The sequence below is a fragment of the Gordonia sp. SMJS1 genome, assembly GCF_029866425.1.
GTDB classification, from domain to species: domain Bacteria; phylum Actinomycetota; class Actinomycetes; order Mycobacteriales; family Mycobacteriaceae; genus Gordonia; species Gordonia hongkongensis.
Genome location: NZ_CP123381.1, coordinates 4,585,736 through 4,602,877, shown reverse-complemented (window position 1 = coordinate 4,602,877; position 17,142 = coordinate 4,585,736). Strand labels below are relative to the sequence as shown.

The 17,142-nt window shown below is 68.1% G+C and carries 18 protein-coding genes; 9 read left to right on the top strand and 9 right to left on the bottom strand.

Features of this window, described 5'->3' with window-relative positions:
* Positions 1-4: 4 nt before the first annotated feature.
* Positions 5-451: an STAS domain-containing protein gene (locus QAD21_RS20845; RefSeq protein WP_065632496.1), complete on the bottom strand. Its 447-nt coding sequence runs from the start codon at positions 449-451 to the stop codon at positions 5-7.
* 438 nt (positions 452-889) lie between these two features.
* Here QAD21_RS20845 and QAD21_RS20840 point away from each other — a divergent pair, with 438 nt between their 5' ends.
* Positions 890-1,765 (top strand): RNA polymerase sigma factor SigF, encoded by an 876-nt coding sequence (locus QAD21_RS20840; RefSeq protein ID WP_280360204.1) that lies wholly within the window; start codon positions 890-892, stop codon positions 1,763-1,765.
* On the opposite strand, the gene QAD21_RS20835 is transcribed toward QAD21_RS20840, so the two are convergent.
* On the bottom strand, positions 1,755-2,933 hold the full coding sequence (locus tag QAD21_RS20835; RefSeq protein WP_280360203.1) for a zinc-dependent alcohol dehydrogenase: 1,179 nt from the start codon (positions 2,931-2,933) through the stop codon (positions 1,755-1,757). The genes QAD21_RS20840 and QAD21_RS20835 overlap by 11 nt on opposite strands.
* Positions 2,934-2,936: 3 nt before the next feature.
* Positions 2,937-3,386: a hypothetical protein gene (locus tag QAD21_RS20830; protein WP_280360202.1), complete on the bottom strand. Its 450-nt coding sequence runs from the start codon at positions 3,384-3,386 to the stop codon at positions 2,937-2,939.
* A 324-nt stretch (positions 3,387-3,710) separates the two neighbouring features.
* Here QAD21_RS20830 and QAD21_RS20825 point away from each other — a divergent pair, with 324 nt between their 5' ends.
* A complete protein-coding gene (locus QAD21_RS20825; RefSeq protein ID WP_058249946.1) occupies positions 3,711-4,136 on the top strand; it encodes a hypothetical protein in 426 nt (141 codons plus the stop codon).
* Here QAD21_RS20825 and QAD21_RS20820 read toward each other — a convergent pair.
* The 5 genes from QAD21_RS20820 to QAD21_RS20800 form a co-directional block, all read right to left on the bottom strand.
* Positions 4,108-4,968 carry a galactosyltransferase-related protein gene (locus QAD21_RS20820; protein ID WP_280360201.1) on the bottom strand — a complete coding sequence of 287 codons (861 nt, stop codon included), beginning with the start codon at positions 4,966-4,968 and terminating at the stop codon, positions 4,108-4,110. The genes QAD21_RS20825 and QAD21_RS20820 overlap by 29 nt on opposite strands.
* Complete coding sequence (locus tag QAD21_RS20815) at positions 4,965-5,945, bottom strand: hypothetical protein (RefSeq protein ID WP_280360200.1); 981 nt, start codon at positions 5,943-5,945, stop codon at positions 4,965-4,967. The genes QAD21_RS20820 and QAD21_RS20815 overlap by 4 nt, the downstream gene beginning before the upstream one ends.
* Complete coding sequence (locus QAD21_RS20810) at positions 5,942-7,048, bottom strand: glycosyltransferase family 4 protein (RefSeq protein WP_280360199.1); 1,107 nt, start codon at positions 7,046-7,048, stop codon at positions 5,942-5,944. The genes QAD21_RS20815 and QAD21_RS20810 overlap by 4 nt, the downstream gene beginning before the upstream one ends.
* The gene (locus tag QAD21_RS20805) at positions 7,041-8,159 is read right to left on the bottom strand and encodes a glycosyltransferase (protein WP_280361817.1); all 1,119 of its coding nucleotides are present in this window, start codon (positions 8,157-8,159) and stop codon (positions 7,041-7,043) included. The genes QAD21_RS20810 and QAD21_RS20805 overlap by 8 nt, the downstream gene beginning before the upstream one ends.
* A 254-nt stretch (positions 8,160-8,413) precedes the next feature.
* Complete coding sequence (locus QAD21_RS20800; protein ID WP_280360198.1) at positions 8,414-9,082, bottom strand: PAS and ANTAR domain-containing protein; 669 nt, start codon at positions 9,080-9,082, stop codon at positions 8,414-8,416.
* A gap of 231 nt (positions 9,083-9,313) precedes the next feature.
* Here QAD21_RS20800 and QAD21_RS20795 point away from each other — a divergent pair, with 231 nt between their 5' ends.
* Together QAD21_RS20795 and QAD21_RS20790 are read left to right on the top strand one after the other, a co-directional pair.
* On the top strand, positions 9,314-9,562 hold the full coding sequence (locus tag QAD21_RS20795; protein ID WP_065632504.1) for a hypothetical protein: 249 nt from the start codon (positions 9,314-9,316) through the stop codon (positions 9,560-9,562).
* A 64-nt stretch (positions 9,563-9,626) separates the two neighbouring features.
* Positions 9,627-10,487: an SDR family oxidoreductase gene (locus tag QAD21_RS20790; protein WP_259935351.1), complete on the top strand. Its 861-nt coding sequence runs from the start codon at positions 9,627-9,629 to the stop codon at positions 10,485-10,487.
* Between the two features lie 9 nt (positions 10,488-10,496).
* Here the strand turns inward: QAD21_RS20790 and QAD21_RS20785 are convergent, their stop codons facing one another.
* On the bottom strand, positions 10,497-11,783 hold the full coding sequence (locus tag QAD21_RS20785; RefSeq protein WP_280360197.1) for a lipase family protein: 1,287 nt from the start codon (positions 11,781-11,783) through the stop codon (positions 10,497-10,499).
* Between the two features lie 103 nt (positions 11,784-11,886).
* Here QAD21_RS20785 and QAD21_RS20780 point away from each other — a divergent pair, with 103 nt between their 5' ends.
* From QAD21_RS20780 to thpD, 5 genes are all read left to right on the top strand, one after another.
* Complete coding sequence (locus QAD21_RS20780; protein WP_280360196.1) at positions 11,887-12,537, top strand: thioredoxin domain-containing protein; 651 nt, start codon at positions 11,887-11,889, stop codon at positions 12,535-12,537.
* Between the two features lie 66 nt (positions 12,538-12,603).
* Complete coding sequence (locus QAD21_RS20775; RefSeq protein WP_078113786.1) at positions 12,604-13,278, top strand: FCD domain-containing protein; 675 nt, start codon at positions 12,604-12,606, stop codon at positions 13,276-13,278.
* Entirely contained in the window at positions 13,275-14,462 is a 1,188-nt protein-coding gene (locus QAD21_RS20770) for an MFS transporter (RefSeq protein ID WP_165629551.1), read from the top strand. Before QAD21_RS20775 ends, QAD21_RS20770 begins: the two co-directional genes overlap by 4 nt.
* A 74-nt stretch (positions 14,463-14,536) precedes the next feature.
* Positions 14,537-15,886, top strand: a complete 1,350-nt coding sequence (gene hpnE / locus QAD21_RS20765; RefSeq protein WP_065632508.1) for a hydroxysqualene dehydroxylase HpnE — start codon at positions 14,537-14,539, stop codon at positions 15,884-15,886.
* A 235-nt stretch (positions 15,887-16,121) separates the two neighbouring features.
* Complete coding sequence (gene thpD / locus QAD21_RS20760) at positions 16,122-17,057, top strand: ectoine hydroxylase (RefSeq protein ID WP_065632509.1); 936 nt, start codon at positions 16,122-16,124, stop codon at positions 17,055-17,057.
* Positions 17,058-17,142: the final 85 nt, after the last annotated feature.

The following is a 17,142-nucleotide window of genomic DNA, read 5'->3' as shown; positions in this document are numbered from 1 at the left end:
GAGCTCACTCGGTGACAGTGAACTCCATCGTGCTCGGCCCGACCTGATCCTGGGTCAGAGCGCGTCCCGCGTCCTCGATGGACTCGAAAGTCTTGACATACGGCGCCATTCCGCAGAGTTCGAGGGGGCGGGTCACCGCGCGGCCACCCACGACCACCACTGGGACGAATCGGCGACCGGCGTCGTCGATGAACGAGCGCAGTAGCACCAACCCGACGGTCCCGAAGAAGTTCAGGCCCGAGAAGTCGAGGACGATGCCGTCGACGGGGCCGCTGATCACGCGGTCGAGAGCGGCGGCGAAATCGGCTGCCGAGTCGCGGTCGACGCTACCGGAAAAACCCTGCACGCAATACGATTTCGGGGAGACCAACTGGTGGGAATGGGCCTTCGGCGCGGACTCCGCAGTGGGATCGAACGCCGAACGGAAGATGGTCGAAGAGGTGAGAGCCATGATGTTCTCAATTCAGTCAAGTGCGTCTGGCCACGACCGTCACTTCTGGATCGGAAGCCTTGGTGCTGCGCCGAATCGGCGTCAGTACCCCAAGTTCACGATCACCCGGTCAGAGGGATTGAGCGTGATGGTGGAAAGCGAGAAGGCCCTGGGCGCCCAACGCTCTAGAACGCAGCTTCTACCTGAACCGCATCTCTTACCCTACGTTGCAGAAGAGTGACCTACAAGGTTGTGCCCAGTTCGGCAGCTTCTTTGCGGTCTGTTCCTGCCACGCAACGCCCTGACCAGCCGACGACCGGTGTGGCTGGACGTCGTCGGGCGACCGTGGTTGGCTGGAGGCGGATATGCGTCGAACCCGTGCGCACATCAGTCCTGTTCTGGATGCGGCACGAGGTCTGCGCATCGATCTCGAGCTGTCTTCGAAGTCTGGTGGTGAGAATGGCGTCGGGTGACCGGGGCGATCACGACGATTACAGTGATGTCCTTCCGGCTCTGCGGACCATGCACGAGGAGAAGGACGACGCTCGTCGTGCCCGGCTGCGGGAGGACGTCATCGCGAGGTGCCTGCCCCTGGCAGACCATGTCGCCAGGCGCTTCTCGGAGCGCGGGGAACCCATTGACGACCTGCGTCAAGTGGCGCGGATCGGTCTCATGCATGCCGTCGACCGTTTCGACGTCGAACGAGGCAATAATTTCCTGGCCTTCGCGGTCCCGACCGTCATGGGCGAGGTCAAGCGCTACTTCCGCGACAGCACCTGGTCCATCCGCGTGCCACGCCGGGCCCAGGAGGCGTCGCTCAACATCGCCAAGGCCAGCGAGGAGTTGCTGCAGTCCCTCGGACGGTCGCCGCGCCCGAGTGAGATCGCCCAGCACCTCGGGCTGCCCGTCAGCGAGGTGATCGAGGGCATGGTCGCCCGGTCGGCCTACACGGCGAGCTCGATCGATGCCGAAGCCGGTTCGTCGACCGACGGCTGGACGCTGGCCGACACCCTCGGCGACGAGGACGCGCGACTGGAACTCGTCGAAGAATTCGTCACGCTGCAGCCGGCCCTCGAGCGGCTGACCGAACGCGAGCGCACCATCCTCACGTTGCGGTTCTTCAAGTCCATGTCGCAGAGCGAGATCGCGCGTCAGGTGGGGATCTCCCAGATGCATGTGTCGCGCTTGCTGACGCGGATTCTCGAAACGCTGCGGTCCGAGGTCGTCGTCGACGAGGACGACTCCGGGGACGAGAACGGCGGCGGTGGATCGCAGGCCGACGGCGAGCGTGCCGCGACGAAGGGCCGCGGCACGCCACGCGGGTTCACGGCTTGAGGATCACCTTGACCATCCCGTCGTCCTTCTTCTGGAAGGTCTCGTAGGCCTGCGGGGCCTCGCTGAGCGGTAGTTCGTGGGTGGCGAAGGTGTCGACGCCCAAGGGGTCGTCGTCGGTCAGCAGCGGCATGATGTCGTCGACCCAGCGCTTCACGTTCGCCTGACCCATGTGCAGCCGGATCTGCTTGTCGAACATGGTCAGCATCGGCAGCGGGTCGGCCGCGCCGCCGTACACCCCGGAGAGCGAGATCGTGCCGCCGCGTTTGACGAGGTCGATCGCCGAGTAGAGCGCGCCCAGCCGATCGGTACCCACCTCCGACATCGCCTTGCGGGCGACGGCGTCCGGTAGCAGGCCGACGACGCTCTGCAGCGCCTTGTTGACCGGCGACCCGTGGGCCTCCATGCCGACAGCGTCGATGACCGAATCGGTACCCAGTCCGCCGGTCAGGTCGCGGATGGCGTCGCCGACGTTGTCGACGGCGTCGAAGTTCACGGTCTCGATGCCGCGGGCCTCCGCCCGGGCGAGTCGCTCGGGCACGCGGTCGACGCCGATGACCCGCGCTCCCTGGTGCGCGGCGATGCGGGCGGCCATGTCGCCGATGGGGCCGAGGCCCAGCACCGTGACGGTTCCGCCCTGAGGGATCTCGGCGTAGGCGACGGCCTGCCAAGCCGTCGGCAACACATCGGAGAGATAGACGTACCGCGAGTCGGGCTTTTCCAGCGGCACCTTGATGTGGGTGAACTGGGCCTGCGGCACACGCAGGTACTCGGCCTGCCCGCCGGGGACGGAGCCGTAGAGCTGGGAGTAGCCGAACAGTGCGGCGCCCGTCCCCTGTTCGGTGACGCGGGTCGTCTCACACTGGGTCATGAGTCCGTCGTGGCAGAACAGACATGTGCCGCAGGCGATCTGGAAGGGGATGACCACCCGGTCGCCGACCCGCAGGTCGCCGGTGTCGCTGCCCACCTCCTCGACGATCCCCATCGGCTCGTGCCCGAGGATGTCGCCGGCCTGCATGAACGGGCCGAGAACTTCGTAGAGGTGGAGGTCCGACCCGCAGATGTTGGTCGAGGTGACCTTGATGATGGCGTCGGTGGGCTCGATGATCTTGGGGTCGGGAACGGTCTCGACCGACACGTTTCGCTTGCCCTGCCAAGTGACTGCACGCATTCTCTAGGCCTTTCCGTTGTCGGATCGACGCTCGTCGCGAATTTCCTCGAGGCGGTCGTCTCGTCCTCGTTCACTCTTGCCGGCGTGTTCCACCGGGAAGTCGTGGAACCGCTCCTCGTAGCGTTCGGCTTCCTCGGCGGTGGTCTCGGGCTGGATCGGATCCTGATGGGCCCGATCTCCGTCGCGGGCTGCGCGACGTCGCAGCAGGACACGGCTGCCGATCAGCAGTCCGATCGCGAGCAGACCCATGACGACGGCACCGACCGCCAGCCACACCGTCGCATCGCGGTCGCTCGCACCGGCGGCGATGGCGATGCCGGCGAGCACCAGCATGAGTCCGAGGCAGACGAAGCCGAGCAGGCCGACGGCCTTCAGCCCTCGCGACTTTCGTGCCGGGCGCCGGGCGATGGCCTCACGCGACGCGACTTCTCGTTCGGGTGTCAGATCTGGCATGGTGCACTCCCTGCGCTGTCTGGTCGGGGCTCGGTGGCCGGCGTGGTCGACACCGGCCTCGGTGCGGAGGGTTTACCGCGAGCGGCCGGCGATGAAACGTCGCCTCACCGCGACCGCGGTCGTTCATGGGACGGATGGAGACGTGAATCTCATCGAGTCATGATCTCGGTGAACGCTCTGCTAACGTGTCGACACGTGTTCGGGGGGCACGTTCAGCGCGGCAAGGTCCTCCGGCCGCGGTTTGGAACACGGAATCACGGGGCACTCATGACCAGACCAGCCGAGATCGGCACCACCAATCAACGGGCGAAGAAGACTCATTTGATGACCGATTCCGACGCGACGTCCCAGCTATCGATCGACGGCGGTACGCCGACGGTCCTGCGGGTTCCGGCCGCCACCGATCGTCTCGCGCTGGTGCGCGCTCTGGTCGAGACCGCGCTGTACATCGACGACTGGGCGCTCGACGACGTCATCGACGCCAAGGTGGCCGTGGACGAGATCTGCTCGCAGATCATCTCTGCCGCCGCTGAGGAGTCGTCCATCGAACTGACCCTGCACATGTCGTCGCAGGGCGTGATCGGCGAGATCCGAGGCGAGCTCGTCCCGGACGTGACCCTGAAGCAGTCGACCTTCGGATGGCGGATCGTGCAGACCGTCACCGACACCCACACGATCTCCTACGACGAACCGCTCCCGGGTGCCGCATCCCGCGGCGTCGTCATCGGGTTCTCGAAGTTCCGTCGCTGACCCGGAGCCACTCGTCGCCTGCGGCGTCGTAGGAGACCAGCCCGCGGTCGGCGAACGCGCGCAGCCACCCCTCCATGGGCCAGGTGCCCCATCGTCGGTGGAACACCCGTGCGTTGCGGAGGATGTCCGCGAGGTGTTCGACCGGCGGGTTCGAGACCGGATGGTGCTGGTGGTAGGCGTGTGCGCCGCCGACCCAGGCGATCCGAAACCCGTTGTCGCGCGCGGACATCGCGAAGTCCGTGTCCTCGCCGCCGTAACCGCGGTAGCCGGGGTGGAAGCCGCCGAGGGCGAGCCAGTCGGTCGCCCGGACGGCGAACGACAGCGACCAGAACAACATCAGCTCCGACGACAGCTGTGTCTGCCCGGATCCCGGTGACGGACGCGCCGGGTGCGGATCGGTGAACCGGGCGAGCTCGCGCGCATCGAAGGTCGGCTGGTCGCAGGGGAGGTAGGTGACCGGGCCGCAGTAGAGGGCTTTCAGGTCCGGTGTGGCGGTGCACGAGCGGAGATAGCGCTCGAGCATGTCCGGGCTGGGGATGCAGTCGACGTCGAGGAACAGCAAGAGCGAGGCCCCCGCGGTCATGGCGGCCGTGGCGCCGGCGTTCCGGGCATCGGCGAGTTGCAGGGTGTCCGCGTCGTCGTTGGCGAACCGGATGACCTCCACCGGGTGCCCGTCGGTGACCGATGTGATGTCGGGGTCGTCCATGGCCACCACGAAGTGCAGGTCGGGACGCCGGGTCGAATGGGCGAACGCCTCGAGTTGTCGTCGAAGGTGGCGGTGCCGCCCCGACACGATCGTGATGACGGCGACCACCTCGGGGACGCCGGTCATCGGTGCGCGACCGCCTCGATCGCCCGGGCCGCACGGTCGGCGGCGCCGGCGGTGTGCCACCGCGACCACTCCGGCGACGAGTCCTCGGCGGTGTCGAGGATCGAACGCCAGCGTTCGCTGTCCGGCCACGACCAGGTGACGAGGGCGAGTTCGGACCGTGCGAGGGTGTTGCCGGTTGCCCGCTGTTCGGCGAAGGGTCGGTCCTCGGGGATGACCACCGCCGGGCGCCCGGCCGCGGCGGCGTCGGCCACACTTCCCTGACCGGCGCCGATGACGGTCACCCGCGCACTGCACAGGAAGGGCCACGGGTCGTCGACCCAGGTGCCGAAGGCGGGTCCGAGACCGACGACGGTGTGGTCCGGGAGCTCCTCGGCGAGCGTGGTCGCCGGATGCGGGGCACCCGGTACCCCGCCCGCGCCGGTGACGACGAGGATGTCGGTGGCGAAGGTGGGGTGGGAGACGGGGAGTCGTCCGTCGAACCGGGAGATGCCGCCGGTGAAGACCGTTTTCGGCAGATGCTCCCGGAGCCAGTCCGGTTGATACAGCTCGGCGGGCCAGGGGGCGATGATCGCATCGGCCGCCCGGTAGGCGAGCTGATGCGGCAGATCGTCGCGAACGCCGGGCTGCGCCGTCACGATCACCGGCACGCCCATCAGCCGGAGGAAGAGGGTGACCTCCACCGATACGTCGACGACGACGGCGGCCGGTCGGCGCGTCTCGACGAACTCGGCCAGCTGCGCCATGCGTGTGCGTAGTCCGCCGTCATGCCGTGGCGCCCAGTGCAGCAGACCGCCCGCGTCGACGTCCCGGGGCTGCGGGTCGGAGTCGTCGCGCTCGAGCGTGATCACCTCGCTGAACACCGGGGCGGTCAGCGACGCGCTGGTCAGCGCGACGACGTCGGTGCCGATGTGGCCGGCGACGGCGGTGGCCCGGGAACAGTGTCCGCGGCCCTGATGGTGGACGTAGTAACCGATCACACCCCGACCTCCCGGGGGAGCGAGGAGTCGGCCAACGGCCGCCCGGCGACCAGATCGGCGTAGATGTCGAGGTACCGATCGATCATCGCGATGTCCGTGCAGTGGTCCTCCGCGCGCCGGCGCACGAGGCCCCGGTCGAGGGTGAGCGCATCGTCTACCGCGAGGGCCAGCGCGTCGATGTCCCCGGGCGGCACCAGGACGCCGGCGTGCTCTCCGACGATCTCGGGGATACCGCCCCGGGCGAAGCACGCCACGGGGGTACCGCAGGCGAGGGATTCGGCAACAACGAGGCCGTAGGGCTCGTCCCACACCGGTGTCACCAGGGTCGCGCCGCAGGAGCCGACCAATCGCGCCAGGTCGTGCTGGTGGAGGTGTCCCTCGTAGTGGACGAGGCCGCCCAGCGACGGGGCGATCTGTTGCTCGAAATACCTTGTGTCGCTGATGGGTCCGGCCAACCGGAGTCGACGGCCGGCGCGCTGGGCGGCCTCGATCGCGAGGTGGGCGCCCTTCTCCGGTACGAACCGGCCGAACCACACCAGGTCGTCTCCGCCGGGGCCGGCGGGCCAGCGGTCCAACTGAACCCCGTTGTGCACCACCGGGATGTCGCCGAGCACATGCGACCAGGACTGTGCCGTGTGCCGACTGACGGCGACACAACGCGTACCGGGCGCAAGGGTCAGGGCCGACTCGAGCCACGGTGTCGGCGGGGTGTGCAGCGTGGTGATCATCGGGGTCTCGACGGCCGGACCCATGGCGACCGGGAGGTAGTGCAGGCTGTGATTGTGGATCACGTCGTAGTCGCCGGGATTGTTCGTGAACGAGAGCATCAGCGACAGGTACGCATGATGATCCTGCAGCGCTTCGAGTTGGGGCATCGACACGTCCGAGCGTGCGGCCGCGGAGGGTTCGAACAGTTCGCCGCGCAGGCGATCCGAATCGACCGGCAGATCGCTGCCCGCGCCCGCGAACAGCGTGACCTCGTGACCGGCGAGGGTGAGGGCTCGGGTGAGATGCCAGACGTGGGCCTCGAGTCCGCCCGCGAACGGCTGGGCGATCGGGTAGCGGCTCGACGCGACGATGGCGATCCTCAACGTGTCACGCATCCAGAGCCCTGGTGTAGAGGGCGGCGTGCTGCTCGGCGAGCGACTCGCGCTGCGCGCGCCGGTCGGGCCATGAGGCCGCCGTGGGACGAGCCGAATACGCCTGTGCCAGGGCAGAAACGAGTGAGTCCCGGTCGAAGGTGTCCTCGGTGAACTCGAAGGACAGGCAGTCCTGCTGCTCGCGGTAGAAGCCGCAGCTCGGCGCGATCACGGTGGTGCCGAGATCGTGGCAGGCCTCGAGCCACCCGGAATGGGTTCCGAATCGGTACGGCAGTACCGACACGTCCACGCTCCGCAAGTAGTCCCACAGCTGATCGTCGGAGAAGTACTCGTGCACGAGCACGCGGGCATAGGGGTGCCGGGAGAGTGCCAGCGCCGTGGTGCCGAAATCCGGGTTGTACGCGTGCTTCCCGGGGACGAACACCTCGTCGTGGAGGTTGATCTGAACCGTCATGTCCGGGTAGTCCGCGGCCGCCTCGAGAAGGGTCATGATCACCGGCAGCGGATCCATGTTGGCGCGGATGCTCTTGGCGTGCACCCCCACCACGAAGTCGTCGGCGTGCGGCGCGCTCGGACCGAATCGGCCGGGCGGCACGACATGCGGGTGAGGCAGCACGGTCGCCTCGCGCTGCCAGCGGCGCGCGATCTCCCGGGAGACGCCGGGGGTCAGGGTGATGACCTCATCCGCCGCCGGTACGAGGATGTCCAGGACCTCCTCGTGGCGTCCCGGTTCGGGGTGATGCGGATTGCGCAGATCGTGGAGCGTGTACACGAGTGGTTTGCCGTGGGTGCGCAGCTCGTCGATCACCTTCGACATCACGGCCGGCTCGACGGCGTCGAACCCGAAGTGGAGATGGAAGACGTCGAACTCGTTGTGGTGGCGGGCGATCCACGCGGGGTCGAGCATGAGCGGGGGCCACCAGCCGCCCGGCACCTTGGCGCCGTCGGCCGGCACCGGGTCGGGCAGGCGTACGACCGAGACCGGTCCGGTGTCGAGTCCGCTGACCGTTCCGTTCAGCGGCGACAGGTGGCGGACGTACACGTGGGAGCGCGGCACCGACGCGACGCGCACGCGGGTCGCACCGCCCCTCCCCGAACCGAGCCCCGCCGACATCGTCGACAGACCTCGCGTCGTGTTCGACCCCGTTGTCTCGAGGGTTGCTGTTCCGCCTGGCTGCGCACTGCTCACTGCCACATCCGTTCACTAGGGTCGCGACGGCTGTGTTCTCAACCGGGCCTGCACGATCGCGGCTTCGGCGAGCCGCAGATGACTGCCGGTTTCCGGCACCTATCTCGTGCCGGTGCGGATACCCCGGAATGTCGGCGGTGAAACCGCCCGTGGACGCGATGAACGGTGGTGCGTCGGTGCTACTTCGAGGACGAGGCGTTCTCGTTGTCGGAGAGGTGTGCGTTGAGCAGCAGATGATCGAACGACTGCCGGACCGGGTCCGGTAGCACCACGTATCGGTGGACGCCGGTGACGATCGACCGCGCGAGCTCGTTCACCTTGACGTTGGCCGTCTGCGAACGCCAGCGCATGACCTCGAACGCGCGATCGGCGCTCACGCCGTAGGCCAGCGAGATCATGCCCTTGGCCTGCTCGATGACGCCCTGGTGCTCGCGGAATCGCGCGACGTGCTCGTCGACGCGGTCCTTGACGGCCTTCTCCTCGATCGCCGTCAGATCGAGATAGAACCCCTCGGCGCCGATCACGACGCCGGATTCGTCGGTGAGTTGCTGCGACACCACCGCGACGTGGCGGACCTCACCTTTGGTGTCGACGATGCGATGACGGCTCGAGAACGGGATCCGGCGGTCGAGCATCGTCGCGAGCAGCTCTTCGAACGACTGCCGGTCGTCCGGGTGCTTGTGCCCCGCGATCAGCTCGGTCGTCGGAGTGACCTCACCGGGCCGGTAACCATGCATCTCGGCGACCTCGTCGGACCACTCCCATTCCTGGGTGTCGAACAAGAACCGGAAGCTGCCGACGTGACTGATACGGGACTCGCCGGCGGTGTGATCGTTGGCGTCTGTCACCCTCACCCCTACAAACCACAAATCAACAGGAATGCCAGCGGTCTCGGGCGAAAGATGAGCTTACCTGGCTGGCGCACCCGGGGGGAATCGACCCGGTGCGCGTTGTCGAAGCCGGACTCGCGGAGATCGTTTCGGCGCCGTGTCGCGCGGGTATCCGCCGTACTCGCAGGGGCCGACCGTGAGACCCCGGCCCGACCGACACCGATCTCGGCTACGGCCAGGAGGACGAGAATGAGTACCGACAACGTGGGCGACAGTGCGACGGCGGCATCAGAGGGCATCAACCCCGATCTGACGTCGACAGCCGGTTTCGAGGATCTCGACGAGGACCGGCTCGGTCAGGACCCGCTCGAGGAGGGGATGGATCCGCCCGAGGACTGGTCGGCCAGCGATCGGACCGGTACGACCGCCCGGGAACAGCGGGAAGGCGAGTCCCTCGACGAGAAACTCGACCAGGAGATCCCCGACCAGAACCCCTGACGACGTCCGCTCCCCGGTCCGCGCCGATGTTTCCGCACGCTTCTCAGCGGGCACCATCTCGATCATGAGCGACCAGAACCCCGAGCACGAACCGAAGACGATCTCCTACCCCGGTGAGACCGACGAGATGGGCGAACGTCCCCGGGACGAGATGCGTGACTATCGCGGCCGCGATCTGCTGGCCGGCAAGACCGCCCTCATCACGGGCGGCGACTCGGGTATCGGCCGTGCGGTCGCGGTCGCCTTCGCCAAGGAGGGCGCCGATGTCGCCATCGCCTACCTGGAGGAAGACAACGACGCCCGCCACACGGTCGAGCTCATCGAGGCCGAAGGACGGCAGGCCCGCGCGTACCGCGGCGACCTCGCCGACCCGGCGCACTGCGCCGACATCGTGAAGCGGACCGTCGACGAACTCGGCGCATTGGACATTCTGGTGAACAACGTCGCCTACCAGGAGATCGTGGACGACTTCCTGGAGCTGACGCCGGAGCAGTGGCGGCGCACCTTCGACGTCAACATCGACAGCTTCTTCCACACCACGCGAGCGGCGGTGCCGCATCTGACCGGCGGCGGCGCCATCATCAACACGTCGTCGATCAACGGTCTGCGTGGCAACGACAGCCTCATCGACTATTCGGCGACCAAGGGTGCGGTGCTGGCCCTGACCTACTCGCTGGCGCAGGCGCTGATGGAACGGAAGATCCGCGTGAACTGCGTCGCGCCGGGCCCGGTCTGGACGCCGCTGATCCCGGCGACGATGCCGGCCGAGGCGGTCAAGGACTTCGGCACCCAGGCGCCGATGGGACGGGCGGCCCAGCCCGACGAGATCGCACCGTCGTACGTGTTCTTCGCAGCCGAGCAGCTCTCGTCCTACTACACCGGCGAGGTGCTGGCCCCGATCGGCGGCGAGACGCTGCCGGGGTAGGGCGCCGGGTCAGGGCACCGGCAGCGGCGCCAGGCTGTTCCCGCGCGGCAGCGAACCGCAGTTGCTCTGTGTCGGGGCACCCGTGAACCGCTCGGTGAGGTACTGCAATGCCAGCGGTTCGAACGGGAGGAACGCCTCCTGATGGGTCAGGCCGTTGAGCTGCCGGTAGGTGATGTCCACGCCGCGTGAGCAGTACTCGTTCGCGAGGCCGATCACGTCACCGGTGATCATCAGGGTGTCCCCGATCGCGTTGTAGTGGCCCACCGCGAGAAGCATCTTCGTCGACGGGGTGCCCGACCGTCCCATGATGTTGTCGTTGATCGCCCGCACGACCTGCGGCACGTCGAGCAGGCCGGTGTACGGCGGCTTGACCATGTCCGCGCTGGTGAGTCCCGGATACTTCGACGCGAACTCCGAGATGCACTCGTCGCTGACGTCCTGGGCGACCTGCCGGCCGCGGGCCGAGAGGAACGACGAGGTGTCGAGCCGGTAGGTCCGCTGGTAGGCGACCACGAGCGCCGGGATGACACCCGCCCACTTCGCACTGCCGTTGATGTAGGGCAGGTTGTGCGCGAGATCCACCGGCAGCCCGCCCGCGGCGGCGCCGACGATGTTCAGTTCGGGCGCGTAGCGCGGCGCGACCTCGGCGCCGAACTGCGTGGGGATCGACCCGCCGGAATATCCGACGAGGCCGACCGGGGTCGACCGCGGCAGCCGCAGGAACGACTGTGCGGCGCGGACGCCGTCGAGTGCGGCATAGCCCGACTGCCGGCCGATGGTCCACTGCAGCTTCTCGCCCTCGTAGTCCGGCACCACGACGGTGTACCCGGCGGCGAGATAGCCTGCGATGACGCCCTGTTCGGCGGTTGCGGTGCCGTTGGTGTAACCCCCGCTGAGCGTGTACGACGGATCGCACTGAGACCCGAGCGCGTCGTAGGCCATGTGGTACGAGACCAGGCGCGTCGGGCCCGGGATCAGCGGTCGCAGCACGGTCGCGACCGTCACCACGCTCTCGCCGAACTGGTCGGTGGTGCGATAGAGCACCTGCGAGCCAGTGATCGGGGTGGACATCGTGGGTGTCTGGAACCGCATGGGACGGCTGCGGAGCACCGCTCCGGGAGCCACGCCCGACAGTGAGGCGTTGTAACGGTAGAACGGGTCGGCCGACGGCAGTGGCGAGCCCGGCCCGGGTGCGGCCTGGGCGGGGGGCGTGCCCGCGAACACGCCGAGCAGCACGCCGACGACCACACCGATGACACCCACGCGCAGCCAACTCGTGCGCACCCCGAACGACATGGCTCATCTAAGCATCGAATGGGTGTCTGCGTCAGCGATCGAGCAGGCGGATGTCCGTTTTCGGCTCTGTCACCCCTACGGTGTACGGGTGGGCAGGGCAGGAGTGAGCAGACCGACCAAGATCGCATGGACGGCCCTCGCGGCCGTCGTCGTCGTCCTCGGTGTCGCGGTACTCATCGACCGCGAACCCGCGCCTGCCCCGGCGGACACCGCCGTCGCGGCCGATCTCGTGGTGCGCCCGGACAGCCACCGCCTGACGTCGCCGGAACGTGAGCGGGCGCGTTTTGTCGAGTTCCTCGACTTCGAGTGTGAGGCCTGTGGCGCGGTCTACCCGATCATCGAAGATCTCCGGCGCACCTACGGCGACCGGATCACCTTCGTGGTCCGCTACTTCCCGATGCCCGGGCATCTCAACGCCGAGCGCGCGGCCCGCGCCGTCGAAGCGGCTGCACAGCAGGGCCGATTCGAGCAGATGTACCAGCGCATGTTCACCACCCAGGCCCGATGGGGGGAGCAGCGGGCTCCCGCCGACGACGTGTTCCGTGGTTTCGCGATCGATCTCGGGCTGGACATGACGGCCTTCGACGCCGCGTACGACAGTCCCGCCACGCTGGAGCGGATTCGTGCCGATGTCGCCGATGGGTTGGCCCTGGGCGTACAGGGCACCCCTACGTTCTTTCTCGACGACCAGCGCTTGGTGCCGACCACCGTCGACGACCTGACCGGAGCGCTGGAACGGGCGGCCACCGGCTGAGGCTACGGGCGGGGGAGACCGTGCGGCACCGACCGGGACTGAAACATGGGATGTTAGGTTGTTTGCGTGTCCGGACAGATCACCCCACCTCGCCGGACGAGCGAGCTCGTCGTGCAGCGCATGCAGGAGTTGATCGCGGACGGCACCTGGCCCCTGGGCGAACGGATCCCCGCCGAGCCCGAGCTCGTGGCGCAGTTCGGCGTCGGCCGCAACACGATCCGGGAGGCCGCCCGGGCCCTGGAACACGCCGGCATGCTCGAGCCCCGGCGGGGCGACGGCACGTATGTGCGCGGCCGGAGCCCACTCGCCGGTGCGATCGCGCGGACCTCCGCGCCGTCGGAGCTCCGGGATCTGCTCGAAGTGCGACGTGCTCTCGAGAGCGAGGCCTCGGCCGGTGCGGCCGCCCGGGGCGACGCCGCCGACGTCGAACGTCTCCGCCTGTTGCTGGCGCGCACCGAGGACGCGATGGCCGACGGTGACCTGGATCGATACACCGAGGCGGACATCGCATTCCACGCCGAGCTCGTCGTCGCGTCCCGCAACGCGCTGCTCATCGCGATGTACGACGGAATCGCCGAGGCGATCGCCCGTACTCATCCGTCGGTCTTGCGACGTCCGCTGGCCGAGCAGTCGCACCCGCGCGGTCATCGAGATGTCGTCGACGCGATCGAGCGCGGCGACGCCGACGCAGCGCGCGCGGCGGTGTACGCCTACGTCGACTCCACCGAGGTGTGGGGATGAGCGCGCAGGCGCTGTCCACGCGCGAGAAGTCCGCCGTCGGGGTCATCGTCACCGCGGTCGGAGTGATGTTGGTCGCCGCGAACCTGCGACCGGCCGTGGTGGCCGTCGGACCGCTCATCGGGGTGATCTCCGACGACGCCGGCTTCAGCAGCGCCGTCGCCGGTCTGCTGACCGCGCTGCCGGTGCTGTTCTTCGGGATCTCGGCGCCGGTGGCTCCCCGTCTGGCCAACCGGTTCGGCATCGAACGGGTCATCTTCGGGGCCCTGCTCGTCTTGATCGTCGGCATCCTCGTCCGGCTCATCCCGTCGCCGGCCGCCCTGTTCGGGGGTTCGGCGGTCATCGGCGCCGCCATCGGCACCTGCAACGTCGTGCTCCCGGCGCTGATCAAACGCGACTTCGCGCACCGCTCCGGGCTCATGACCGGCCTCTATTCGATGACTCTCTCCGGCGGGGCGGCGGTCGCGTCCGGGGTGAGCGTGCCGATCAACGACGCACTCGGCGGGGACTGGCGGCTGGCGTTGGCCGCGTGGTCGCTGCTCGCGCTGGTCGCCGTGGTCGTCTGGATTCCGCAGCTGCCGCTGGTTCACCGGGTGACCTCGGCGGCGCCGACATCGTCGTTGCTGACGAACCCGATCGCGTGGGCGATCACGGTCTTCATGGGCACGCAGTCGCTGATCTTCTACACGTTCGTGGCCTGGCTGCCGCAGTACCTCGTCGACGCCGGCATGTCGCCGTTGCGGGCGGGTGCGGTCCTGGCGTCGGCGCAGGTGGTCGCCCTGATCATGTCGCTGGTCGCGCCGATCGTCGCCGGCCGCTTCGCCGGTCAGCGGGTGGTGACCCTGTCGGTGATCGCGGTCTGCGCCGTCGGCTTCGTGGGTCTGCTGAGCACTGATGTCTGGCCGGGATTCTGGGCGGCCTGTGTGATGGTCGGGCCCGGTTCGTCGATCAGTCTGGCCCTTCTCTTCATGGTGCTGCGCAGCTCGGGATCCGAACAGACGGGCCAGGTGTCCGGGATGGCGCAGTGCGTCGGCTACCTGGCGGCGGCGGCCGGCCCGATCATCATCGGCGCCATCCATGACGTCACCGGCTCGTGGACTCTGGCCATGGCGGTGCTCGGTCTCGTGCTGGTGCCCCAGGCGCTCTCCGTCCTCGGCGCCGCCAAGGACGTCAAGATGACCGGTTGACGAGGTCTGCGCCGGGACCCGGACAATTCGTCGCACAGTCGGTATCGGTCAGCCCTGACCGCTAATCTGTCGCCATGCATTGTGTGGTCGTGGGTGGGGGACTGGCCGGACTGGCGTCGGCGGTCTGGCTGTCGGAGGCGGGGCAACGCGTCACCCTGCTCGAACGGCGGGGTTCACTCGGCGGACGCACCATCTCGATGCCGCTGCACGCCGTCGACGACGTGCCCGACAACGGGCAGCACGTCTTCGCCAGCGGGTACGAGCACCTCATGCGCTATCTGGACAGCGTCGGTACGCGGGAGCACGTGGCCTTCCCGGGTCACATGACGGTGCGAATGCCCGGTGGGGCGACGCGCCGATCGGCGTTCACCGGCCTGCCCGGACTGCGGGCCGCGCTCGGCGACCTGCCCGGGGTGACCGGCCTCGACCGGTTGCGCACGGCGCGTGCGCAGATGAGGTTGATACGGCAGGCATTTCGGCAACCCGACTGGCTCGACGAGGTCACCGCCGACGAGTGGTTCCGTCGCATCGGACTGCCGCAGTCGGCCCGGGATGCGTTGTGGGACGGCATCGTCATCGGCCTCACCGGCGACAAGCCCGACATCTCCTCGGCCAAGGTCCCGGCCGATCTGCTCGTCACGGGAGCCCGCCGGGCGCGCGAGACGCGTACGCCGATCTCGATCGGGTATCCCACCGTCGATCTCGACACGTTGTTCATCGACGGCGCCGAGAAGCGCTTCGCCGACGCCGGTGTGGAGGTCCGACACCGGGCGGTGGTCTCGTCGATCGACGTCACCGACGGGACGGTGAGCGGGGTGACGCTGGCCGACGGCGAGAAGATCGCAGCCGATGCCGTCATCTGCGCGGTACCGGTGTGGAGCGTGAAGGGTCTGCTCGACCAGGTGCCCGGGCACGAGCGGATCTATCGCGCCGTCGAGAACCTGACCCCGGTGCCCATCGTCAGTGTGAACCTCTATCTCGACCGCTCGATCGGGATGACCGACTGGGGCGAGATCCTCTACGGCGGTGAGGGAGTGCTCGAACAGGTCTGGGACCGCCAGCGCATGCACGGGCGCGAACCACGCGACAACTACTTCTACTCGACGACGGTGTCGGCGTCCTACGATCTGATCTCGAAGACGAACGCCGAGATCACCGAGATCCAGATGGACATGCTGCGCCGCTACTTCCCGCAGGCGGCGAACGCGCAGGTGGTCCACAGCCACGTGGTCCGGATGCCGAAATCGACCTTCGCGCAACGACCCGGGACCGCCGGCCTCCGCCCAGACCAGCGCACCGAGGTCGACGGCCTCGCCCTCGCCGGTGACTGGACCCGCACCGACTGGACCACGACGATGGAGGGCGCGTGTCAGAGCGCGGCGCGGGCCGTCGACATCATCCTGGAGTTCGCCCGGCTCGGTTGAGTCGAGGACTTTCTCCGCGGCGCATACCAGCATGGTTGCGGGGGTTTGTCGTCCCTGGCAGGGTGCACATATACGGCCGTTTCCCGAAGGGCGTGCAGAACTCCGCGCCGCGGACGCCGTACCTCGCGACGCGTCGTCGTGCGACGGTCGCGCACAACACAATCACCTTGCCTGCCGCCGGGGCAGAACTGCTCCGCGAGCGGCCCGCCGGATGAGGGAAAGGATCGTTGCGATCGTGGTAACTCACACAGCAGCCAGAACTCCAGAAGCCGCCGATGTCTCGCCCGGCGCGCAGTCGACGAGCACACCCGTCGACGTCTACCGCACCCGGCTCGCGCAGCGCAGCCAGATCGAACCGCGCCCACACAACACCGTGTGGGGGAGCATGGGAAACCCGGGCCCGCTGTCCGCGCCCGAACTCCGGCACTATGCCGATCGCGGATACCACACGGAGACAAACATTCTCTCGGACGCCGACATCGCCGACTGCCTACGCGAGGTGGAGTCCATCACCGAGCGGCTCGGCGACGACGATCGGGTGATCCGCGAATCATCGAGCGGGCAGGTGCGATCGCTGTTCGCGGTGCATCAGCTCAGTGACGTCATCGCCGAGATATGTTCGCGTGAAACGATTGCCGGGGTGGCCCGGCAGATCCTCGACGACGACGTCACGATCCACCAGAGCCGCATCAACCTGAAACCCGGGTTCGCGGGCGGTCCGTTCTACTGGCACTCGGACTTCGAGACGTGGCACGCCGAGGACGGCATGCCCGCCCCACGTGCGCTGAGCGTCTCGCTGGCCTTGACGCCGAACCACACCACCAACGGTCCGCTGATGATCATCCCGGGATCACACCGCCGGTTCGTCAGCTGCGTGGGCGAGACACCTGATGACTACCACCGGGAATCGCTGACGTCGTATCGGCCGCCATTCGGGACACCGGAGGAGGAGGATGTCGCGAGCCTCGCCGACGAACTGGGCATCGACACGATCACCGGCCCCGCCGGGTCCGCACTGTATTTCGACTCGAACTGCATGCACGCGTCCGGCGGGAACATCACGCCCTTCCCGCGCAGCAATCTGTTCGTCGTCTTCAACGCGAAATCGAACGCCCTCCAGGCGCCGTTCGGCGGGACCGAGCCACGCCCGGATCATCTGGCGCACAGGTGAGTTCGTCGTCCCCTGCTCCCTGAGGTGCGAGCGGCACGGCCCTGCTCCTTAACCCGAGAGAACGACCTGCCCCCTGCTCCCTGAG

What these genes read in the sequence shown, in the direction of transcription:
- QAD21_RS20845 (WP_065632496.1), bottom strand. Translation starts at nt 451, where the DNA reads ATGGCTCTCACCTCTTCGACCATCTTCCGTTCGGCGTTCGATCCCACT.
- QAD21_RS20840 (WP_280360204.1), top strand. Translation starts at nt 890, where the DNA reads ATGGCGTCGGGTGACCGGGGCGATCACGACGATTACAGTGATGTCCTT.
- QAD21_RS20835 (WP_280360203.1), bottom strand. Translation starts at nt 2,933, where the DNA reads ATGCGTGCAGTCACTTGGCAGGGCAAGCGAAACGTGTCGGTCGAGACC.
- QAD21_RS20830 (WP_280360202.1), bottom strand. Translation starts at nt 3,386, where the DNA reads ATGCCAGATCTGACACCCGAACGAGAAGTCGCGTCGCGTGAGGCCATC.
- QAD21_RS20825 (WP_058249946.1), top strand. Translation starts at nt 3,711, where the DNA reads ATGACCGATTCCGACGCGACGTCCCAGCTATCGATCGACGGCGGTACG.
- QAD21_RS20820 (WP_280360201.1), bottom strand. Translation starts at nt 4,968, where the DNA reads ATGACCGGCGTCCCCGAGGTGGTCGCCGTCATCACGATCGTGTCGGGG.
- QAD21_RS20810 (WP_280360199.1), bottom strand. Translation starts at nt 7,048, where the DNA reads ATGCGTGACACGTTGAGGATCGCCATCGTCGCGTCGAGCCGCTACCCG.
- QAD21_RS20805 (WP_280361817.1), bottom strand. Translation starts at nt 8,159, where the DNA reads ATGTCGGCGGGGCTCGGTTCGGGGAGGGGCGGTGCGACCCGCGTGCGC.
- QAD21_RS20795 (WP_065632504.1), top strand. Translation starts at nt 9,314, where the DNA reads ATGAGTACCGACAACGTGGGCGACAGTGCGACGGCGGCATCAGAGGGC.
- QAD21_RS20790 (WP_259935351.1), top strand. Translation starts at nt 9,627, where the DNA reads ATGAGCGACCAGAACCCCGAGCACGAACCGAAGACGATCTCCTACCCC.
- QAD21_RS20785 (WP_280360197.1), bottom strand. Translation starts at nt 11,783, where the DNA reads ATGTCGTTCGGGGTGCGCACGAGTTGGCTGCGCGTGGGTGTCATCGGT.
- QAD21_RS20770 (WP_165629551.1), top strand. Translation starts at nt 13,275, where the DNA reads ATGAGCGCGCAGGCGCTGTCCACGCGCGAGAAGTCCGCCGTCGGGGTC.
- hpnE (WP_065632508.1), top strand. Translation starts at nt 14,537, where the DNA reads ATGCATTGTGTGGTCGTGGGTGGGGGACTGGCCGGACTGGCGTCGGCG.